General features: G+C 37.8%; 8 protein-coding genes. 2 read left to right on the top strand and 6 right to left on the bottom strand.

What is annotated here, in order from left to right; translation table 11 throughout:
* Positions 1-593 precede the first annotated feature (593 nt).
* Positions 594-2,726: an HD family phosphohydrolase gene (locus J1N10_RS16560; protein WP_262327847.1), complete on the bottom strand. Its 2,133-nt coding sequence runs from the start codon at positions 2,724-2,726 to the stop codon at positions 594-596.
* 128 nt (positions 2,727-2,854) lie between these two features.
* On the opposite strand from J1N10_RS16560, the gene J1N10_RS16555 reads away from it, so the two are divergent.
* Both J1N10_RS16555 and J1N10_RS16550 read left to right on the top strand, forming a co-directional pair.
* Positions 2,855-3,631, top strand: a complete 777-nt coding sequence (locus tag J1N10_RS16555; RefSeq protein ID WP_262327846.1) for a C40 family peptidase — start codon at positions 2,855-2,857, stop codon at positions 3,629-3,631.
* On the top strand, positions 3,631-4,071 hold the full coding sequence (locus tag J1N10_RS16550) for an NUDIX hydrolase (RefSeq protein WP_262327845.1): 441 nt from the start codon (positions 3,631-3,633) through the stop codon (positions 4,069-4,071). The genes J1N10_RS16555 and J1N10_RS16550 overlap by 1 nt, the downstream gene beginning before the upstream one ends.
* Here the strand turns inward: J1N10_RS16550 and J1N10_RS16545 are convergent.
* From J1N10_RS16545 to dapB, 5 genes are all read right to left on the bottom strand, one after another.
* A complete protein-coding gene (locus J1N10_RS16545) occupies positions 4,048-4,683 on the bottom strand; it encodes a WbqC family protein (RefSeq protein ID WP_262327848.1) in 636 nt (211 codons plus the stop codon). The genes J1N10_RS16550 and J1N10_RS16545 overlap by 24 nt on opposite strands.
* Positions 4,670-4,927: a LapA family protein gene (locus J1N10_RS16540; protein ID WP_262327844.1), complete on the bottom strand. Its 258-nt coding sequence runs from the start codon at positions 4,925-4,927 to the stop codon at positions 4,670-4,672. The genes J1N10_RS16545 and J1N10_RS16540 overlap by 14 nt, the downstream gene beginning before the upstream one ends.
* A 55-nt stretch (positions 4,928-4,982) precedes the next feature.
* Positions 4,983-6,119 (bottom strand): signal peptidase I, encoded by a 1,137-nt coding sequence (lepB, locus tag J1N10_RS16535; RefSeq protein ID WP_262327843.1) that lies wholly within the window; start codon positions 6,117-6,119, stop codon positions 4,983-4,985.
* Between the two features lie 173 nt (positions 6,120-6,292).
* The gene (locus tag J1N10_RS16530) at positions 6,293-7,717 is read right to left on the bottom strand and encodes a S26 family signal peptidase (protein WP_262327842.1); all 1,425 of its coding nucleotides are present in this window, start codon (positions 7,715-7,717) and stop codon (positions 6,293-6,295) included.
* A gap of 16 nt (positions 7,718-7,733) precedes the next feature.
* Positions 7,734-8,450, bottom strand: coding sequence for a 4-hydroxy-tetrahydrodipicolinate reductase (gene dapB / locus J1N10_RS16525; RefSeq protein WP_262327841.1), 717 nt, complete (start codon positions 8,448-8,450; stop codon positions 7,734-7,736).
* Positions 8,451-8,642: the final 192 nt, after the last annotated feature.

Genomic DNA, 8,642 nt, shown 5'->3' with positions numbered 1-8,642 from the left:
AGCGCCGATGGTACTGCGTAGAAGTGGGAGAGTAGGTCGCCGCCTTTTTTTAGAGAAATCCGATATTCATTTGAGTATCGGATTTTTTGCGTTTAAGGGATTCTGATAAGGTTTTCATTAGTATAGTGGTACTGGAAACAAATTCTGACTTCAGCATAAATTTTTAAAGCCTTTAAAGGAAAAACTTGACATCTGTTACGCATCTAAATTGTCTTCTGAAGTCTTTGATTTAAGTATTGAATGACTTTACAGAGTCAGCCATCAAAGAAATTATAATAGTGTCACGATTTGTTTCAATGGTTCGTCTAACTTTGGAGAGAATATTTAATGCTACCTATTCAATGGTATTAATATAATGCGCTCACTTAGTTCTTGCAATATCGTCGTTATCACCGAATCTAAAGTTTGATTATTTAACTTTTCGGGTAGGGTTTTAGATACTTTTGTTGGAAGGAATCAATTTCTTATGGTAATTCTAATGTTGAATTAGTGCCTATTAAGAAATCTTGTTTAATAGACTTTGGAAGAATTTCAGTCGGGCTATTTATTAAAAAAAAAGAGGAGCTTTTAGCTCCTCTTCTCTTTTAGTTATTCTATTTCTTTATATCAGGATACTCAATTCGGGCATGATATATATTCTTCAGCTTATTCTTAAATACTTCTTTAGCTTCACTAATTTCCCGGAAAGTGATTGGTGCATTAATAAATTGGTCTTCTTCAATCTGAATGCCGATAATTTTTTCTACCAGTTTATCGATTTCATCATCAGAATACTGTTTCAAGCTACGTGAAGCAGCTTCTATTGAATCGGCCATCATTAATATGGCTGTTTCCTTTGTGAAAGGGGTTGGACCCGGGTATGTAAAAGTACTAATGTCGGGTGTTTTATCTGGATATTTATTGATATAGGAGTTGTAGAAATAACGTGTTTTAGTGGTGCCTTGATGTGTAGTGATGAAGTCAATAATTTGTTTAGGTAGATTATGCTTCAATGCGAGCTTGACACCATTGTCGATGTGATTGATGACTATTTTAGCACTGTCTTCAAATTCTAATTCAGTGTGAGGATTTAGGCCTCCTGCCTGATTTTCGGTGAAAAACATAGGCGATGCCATTTTACCAATATCGTGATACATTGCCCCAGCTCTGACCAAGGCCGGATTGGCATCTAACTTATAAGCCACTTCCTGAGCCAGGTTACCTACCTGAATGCTATGCTGAAATGTACCTGGAGTCGCCTCAGCCATTTCTCTCAATATTGGATGGTTAGTATCGGCTAATTCAATCAGAGTAACATCAGATAAAAAGCCAAATAATTTTTCAAATATCCAGATGAGTGGGTAAACCATTAAAAGCATCACGCCATTAGCAGCAAAATAAACGTACATAAATGGATTGACATTAATCAGCGTACCTTCTTGCCATAAAACAAGTGCCGTGTAAATTAACGAATAGGTAAGGATTATAAACATGGCTGCTCTCACAATATGACTACGGCGTGTCATGCGAAATAAACTAAACATTGCTACCAACCCGACAGGTATCTGTATAAATACAAACTCAAAGCTGTTTTGTGCAAAGAATGCACAGATTAGAATAGTGATGACATGCATGAAAAAGGCCAACCGACTATCGAGGAATGTGCGTATGATGATTGGAAGAATGGCAAAGGGAATAATGTAAAATGGGAAATGAATAAAGAATTGTTTCAGACTGGCAAAAACTACCATTAGTAGGGTTATCAATAATATAAAGCTAATGGAGCTGATGGATTGATAAACATCGCGGCGGAAATAAAACAGGAACAAATAAATAGCTGTAAATAAAAAAGCAATTAATAGAAACTGGCCTGCCAGAATGAAGTAATAGTCTGTTTCAGAGGCAATGTTGGCTTCGTATTTTCGACGTAGCGAGTCTATTACTTTTTCAGTTTCTATAGTAACGATTTCACCCTGGTCGATAATTCGTTGTCCGGCCAGTACACGACCCGATGTTAAAGAAATATTCTTTTTCAACAACGCGAGCTCAGCGTTACTTCGTTCCTGGTTAAAAAGTACGTTGGCTTCAATATATTTATTTAACTGCAAGGCATCAATAAATTGAGACGCTTCGGCAATCATCGCATCCTCTTTTATCGGTAATTCGGCAGCAATATTACTAAGCAGCTTTTTATAGGCACTTGTGCGTTGTTCCAACTCTGATAACTCATAAGGTTCAACATATGAACCTTTAATCAGCATTAGTTCAAAACTTGAAGGTGCATCGATATTTTCTTCAGGTAGCACTATTATTCCTTTAGAATATATAGTGCTCAGGTTAGCTGAAATAGTATTCTTTATCACTGAGAAATACGTGGTATCATTTGAGTAAATGGTATTTAGCGATTGAAAGTTATCTTTATTTTTTTCAATATATTGGTCAAAATCGTTGTTAAAACGCTGCCTGATATTTGCGGCCAATAGCGTATCCATTTCAAAATAAGGGCGGTGATTTTTACTGGCCGCATTTATTTCATTGTTTAGCTCTGTTTGTGTTTTATAGATTGGAAAATCAAATGGTGCAATAAGCGTTTGGTGCTTCCAGGGAGTTCCGTTCTGGTATTCGTATGCAAACTTTCCTGTTTTAGGCAGTAGATAGGTGATAAGTGCGATGCTTGTTAAAAAAAGTAATATCCGCGCAAAGGGTTTATAAAATTTACTTTTGAAACGTGATAATTGTTCAAGCATAATCCTGATTTTTATTAATGGCATGATTAATATGACCAAAGATAGTTAAAGCTAAGTTTTTTTAGCCCAAATTTGTCACCGATAGTAATTGAAGCTATCAATACTTTTTTCAATAGATTAAATTACACATGGAGAAGTCGATATGTACATATGGTTTTATACCCGTACGAAGTGAAGCAACAGAACGTGCTGAAATGGTGACTCAGTTGCTTTTTGGAGAAATATTTGATATTGTTGAAAAGCAAGAAGCTTGGTGCAAAATAAAAGCACATCACGACCAATATGAAGGTTGGATTAATTCAAAGCTGGTTGTCTCATTGATGGATAAAGAAGTTGAAAACTGGATAAACGCTGAGAAGTGGGTTGTGCCTGCTCCTTTTATTAGGGTGGTTTCAGAGCCGGACAAAACGACTCATTTACTATCGGGTGGAAGTACTATCTATTTTAATGAATCAGACCGAAATTCATTCAGAATTGGGAATAAAGAATATTATTTATCAGGCAACTACAGTGCGAATAAACCCGCAGGCTCTATTGCTGATAATGCGACAGCCTTCATTAATGCGCCCTATTTGTGGGGTGGAAGAAGTTTTTATGGGATTGACTGTTCCGGGTTAACACAAAACGTTTATAAGATTGCCGGTTTTCAGTTGCCTCGCGATGCCTCGCAGCAAGTAGAATTAGGTAGTATTGTCAATTTTGTGGAAGAAGCTGTATTAGGCGATTTAGCCTTTTTCGATAATGAGGAAGGTGTGATTACGCACGTTGGGTTATGTTTGGGTAAAGGTGATATTATTCACGCATCAGGTCGCGTCCGCATCGATAAATTGGATCATCAGGGCATATTCGATGAAGAAACTAAGTCATATAGCCATAAACTGCGTGTGATTAAACGACTGTTGTAATGAGTTATACTTATGAGTATCCACGTCCGGCTGTCACTACCGATGTTATTTTAATAGCGATAAAGCCACATCCTCAGGTATTATTCATAAAAAGAGGGAAGGAGCCGTATAAAGGTTGTTGGGCTTTGCCAGGTGGCTTTGTTGATATGGACGAAGATTTACCTGCTGCTGCCATGCGTGAGCTGGAGGAAGAAACAGGTATTAAGGATGTTATAATTACACAGTTTAAAACCTATGGTAGTGTCAACCGCGATCCACGTCATCGCACTATTTCGGTTGTGTATACTTCAATAATTGAAGCGCCCATCAAAGCAGTTGGAATGGATGATGCTGCTGATGCAGAATGGTTCTCTGTAGATGAGCTGCCTCCATTAGCTTTTGATCATCAATTAATAATGGAGGAAGCACTCCATTTATTAAAAAAGGATGGAATCCTTTAGGATATCATAAGTTTCAGGACCTTTGCTAAAGAGTAAATCTATCACACTTAAATTCGGGATAAACGGGTATTTGTCAGAAAATACCTGTCGATACTCTAATTGTTTATACAACTTATCTTCTTCAGGCTTAGCTTTGGGATGAATCAATCGTCGGATATCATCGTTTAGAACATCAGGGCGTATATATTCATCGGTCAATTGGATGTCAATCTCTAATTCCAGCTCTTCCAATATAACCTGAAACAAGCCCATATTGAAGTCAACCAGGTACTTAAATTCTTTCTCGTAAAAAGGAGCAAAGTCATCGGCATAATACTCGAAGAATGGAGAACTGTTATAGGCCGAAACAATGGAGCGCCAGTGCTGTTTTTGCCAATCAGTGTCGTAACTTATTTGTGTGTCTTTAAGGCTTACTTTTTCATTTTTAACATTAACCACAGGTACAGCCAGACTTAAAGGACCGTTAGCACCTGTAATAGAACAGCGGTTGCTGTATGTTTTGCGTTGATAATTGGCATATTGCTCTATCGTTATCTTAGAACTATTAACCACATAGGCAAACACATGTATGGGGCCTAAATACGTTAAAGGAATAATTTTATTCTGAAACATCTGCTTCACTCGATTCTTCTATTATTTCTGGTTCTGGTTTTGGCTGTTTCTTTATTTTTGACTTGATAAAAAAGTAAGAAGCACCCGCTATAACACCTGTTAGAAACACTATGATTAGTAGTATAGCCAGAGAAATTTCAACTTGGCTAAAGAAAATATTAACATCAACGGGTTCGGCATTCTGAACAGAGAAAATCACTAAAGCAGCGGATAGTATCAGAAATACCCAAAATGATTTTTTCATTATTTATTGGTTAAAAGTGAATATGCTGCAAGATAATTATTTTATCTCGTAATGGTTATAATTTTTCTACACGACCAATAATGTGGTTCTCTGGTACAAACCCCCAATAGCGGCTGTCAAACGAGTGTTTTTTATTGTCGCCACTTACCCAGTAATAGTTGAGCTTGAAGGTGTACTCGTTCGTTTTTTTCTTATTAATAAAAATTTGGCCATCAACTAGTGATAAAGAATTTTCTTCATAAGCTTCAATAATGCGCTTGTATAGCGGTAGGTTGGTTAAGGTTAAGCGCACTCTTTTACCTTTGGTGGGCATGATGACAGGGCCTAGCCATGATGCATTCCATAAATAGTTGGCTTTAAACGGAAAAACATTAGTATTGGGCATGTTCATTACTTCTTCTGCCTTTTCAAGGTATTGATTCCAATTGTTTTTATTGATGATGCTAGATTGTATTTCAATAACTTGAGAGCCATTTTCACGATAACTGGTAGCAGCTGCTTCGAGCATTAACTCAAGCTGTTGTGATGGGGCGCTATTCAGTACTTTGTATCGGGCAATTGCCGTTTTATTAAAATCACACGATTTATTATTGATGTAATAGTCGCCATTGCTAATGCGAAGTGTATCGCCCGGAAGAGCAACTAAACGTTTGATATAAACCTGGCGTTGTGTAACGGTATTACTTTTGACTTTGCCATCGAGAATGGGGTTGTAATTGTGTGTTGTTTCGTACTGTCTTTTAATAAAATGATAGTCCTCACCTTTAAAATCAACAAAACTGGTATCACCTTCTGGAAAATAAAAAGCAATAATATCGCCATTTTGTATTTTACTATAACCGTTTAGTCGTTTGTAGTTGTTCGTGTTATTGGAATGAATAGCAGGCCCATAAGCTAACTTATTGATGACAATCAGCTCGTTGTTATAAAACGATGGCAGCATGCTGCTGGCTTTAATTGTATAAAAAGAAAAGAAGTAAGCATTGATAAACCAAAGCAATAAAAGGGCAGAAGCAATGGCCAATAGCCATTCACTAAATTTGATAACAAGGGGCGAGGCATCTTGTTTTTTCTTTTGAATAAAGTGAAATAGCGATGGCTTCCAAAAGAATAGGCAACATAGCAATAGAATGGTGCTAACCAGCCAGCTCTGACTCCAGATGGACAGAAGAACCAGGGTAATTACTACCAAATATTTAATGACTAATTTGACCACAGCAATAAAAAAGGGTGTTTTAGAAACAACGTTCGCTCATCGAGCGGAGTCGAGATGAAATACTTATAATGCTACTTGTTAGCTTGTAATCACTTCGACACCGCTCAGTGAACGGTTTTTTTATGTTTCTAAGACACCCTTAAAAGTATCTATTTATGAACAATTTTAAAAAAACGGTTCCAACGTATACTGGCCGGAAAGCCTTTATCTTTATCTAAAGAAAGCCACACCAGAATAGGTTTACCAACAATGTGATCTTCCGGCACAAAACCCCAGTAACGAGAGTCAGCTGATTTATGGCGGTTATCGCCCAGCATAAAATAATAATCCATTTTAAAAGTGTAGCAATTTGCCAACTCACCATTAATGAATATCTGATTATCTTTTACCGTAAGCTTATTGCCTTCATAGGCCGTGATGATACGCTCGTATATCACCAGGTTGGTCATGTTTAGCTCAACTGTTGCTCCAGCTTCCGGCATTTTTAATGGGCCAAAGTTATCACGAGTCCAGTTGTATGCGCTACTGTATGGGAAAGCCTGGAAACCGCTGCCATCAGGTTTCTCCTCTTCGATTTCAATGCTTTTTATAAACGACATGGCTTTAACCTGCTCTGCTTTTTCTTTGTTAAGTGGCAGATAGTAATTGGGAGGAATACCACTTTGGTCGTCTTTAGAGATGCCCAATCGTTCGTAAAAGCGATCATTTAAAACAGTACCATCGGTTTGAATGCGGTAATTGTGCTGAATATCTTTTGGATTTTCAACAGCTTCTCCATTAATGTATATCTGGTTACTTCTGATTTCAAATACATCACCAGGAATGGCCACACAGCGCTTCACATAGTTGTCGCGGCGATCAACCGGGCGATAGAGTACTTCACCAAAAGTATTCGGGTCGTTGGCTATTACTTCACGCCCGATATTCATTAGGAAATGGTTGCGTTCCCAATCAGATGTAAATGCTTGCTTTGGCAATAGTGCGTTGTTACGTAAAACTTGCGACTTGCCCGCCTCCATCATTAGATTATAATAATCAGGATTGGTTTGACGGAATGGCACTGTATCGCCTGCCGGGAAGTTGAACACGACAATATCGTCACGCTTCACATCACCAAAACCTTTCAGACGTTTGTAATCCCAATGTGGCCAGTCGGTATACGATTTACTGTTGGTGATTGGAAAGGTATTCTGAACCAATGGAAATGCAATAGGTGTATTGGGCATACGAGGGCCATAGCTTACTTTGCTTACAAATAGATGGTCGCCCACTAATAACGATTTCTCAAGCGAACTGGTAGGGATTTTATAGTTCTGAAATAAGAAGATGTTAATCATGTACACTGCAAATAGGGCGAAAATAAGCGCATCGGCCCATTCGATAAAAGCGCTGGGCTTTTTACCGTCTTTAGTTTTCTTCCAGAAATCCCAGGGGACTTTTTTGGTAATGTAACTATCAAAAATCAATGGGTACAAGAAAAGCAACCAGTAGTTACCAACCCATATCACCCATAAAAGAAACACAAGGCTTGCAATGCCAAGTTTAATCCATCTGAATAAAGGAATATTCTGCATTAGATATTATTTTAGCTTAGAAGTTAAGTAAGTCGTTCATTGATAAAAAGCCTGAGTTTTTAGCGGCAAATTCAGCAGCCAACACAGCGCCTAATGCAAATCCTTTACGCGATTTAGCACTGTGGTGAATAATAATCTCATCTACTGACGATTCGTATTTGATAGTGTGGATACCAGGAACCTGACCTTCACGAATAGCTTTGATAGCAATATCAGAAGCATCCTCTTCGGCATCCAGTTTCCAGTCTGATTTTTTGTCAATATTGTCAATCAGGCCTTCTGCCAAAGTGATGGCTGTTCCGCTAGGTGCATCCAGTTTTTGTGTGTGGTGTACCTCTTCCATCGACACATTGTACTCGTCCATTTTATTCATGATACGAGCTAGCTGCTTGTTGAGTTCGAAGAAGATGTTGACACCTAAACTGAAGTTAGAGGCATAGAAAAATGTTTGCTTGCCATTTTGGCAACGCTCTTCTATTTCAGGTAATTTATCCAACCAGCCGGTAGTCCCCGATACAACAGGAATATTTGCTTCGAAACACTTTATGTAATTGTCGAAGGCAGCTTCAGGTCGTGTAAATTCGATGGCTACATCGGCCGATTTAAATCCCTGGTCGGTAAATGAGTCTTTGCTCGAAACATCTATTTTACTGACAATCTCGTGTCCGCGGTCAATTGCAATTTTCTCTATTTCCTGACCCATTTTTCCGTAACCGATAAGTGCTATCTTCATCTTATAAAATCTTTTCAATACGTATTGTTTGTATAAATCTTCACTAAATAACTCCATTTATTGAAGAGTGAAGTACTGTTGTTGATTGTGTTTTAAATACAACAGTTGAACAAACTGCTCGAGCAAAGATAAAAAAACTGTAAGTAAGTAAGCGAAATATTGGTTTTAATGGTTTGTTTTAGGTTGACTTTA

This window comes from Carboxylicivirga litoralis (assembly GCF_025499605.1).
In the GTDB taxonomy this organism is placed as follows: Bacteria; Bacteroidota; Bacteroidia; order Bacteroidales; family Marinilabiliaceae; genus Carboxylicivirga; species Carboxylicivirga litoralis.
Note: the sequence above shows the minus strand (reverse complement) of the source record. Positions and strands in the feature narration are given on the sequence as shown.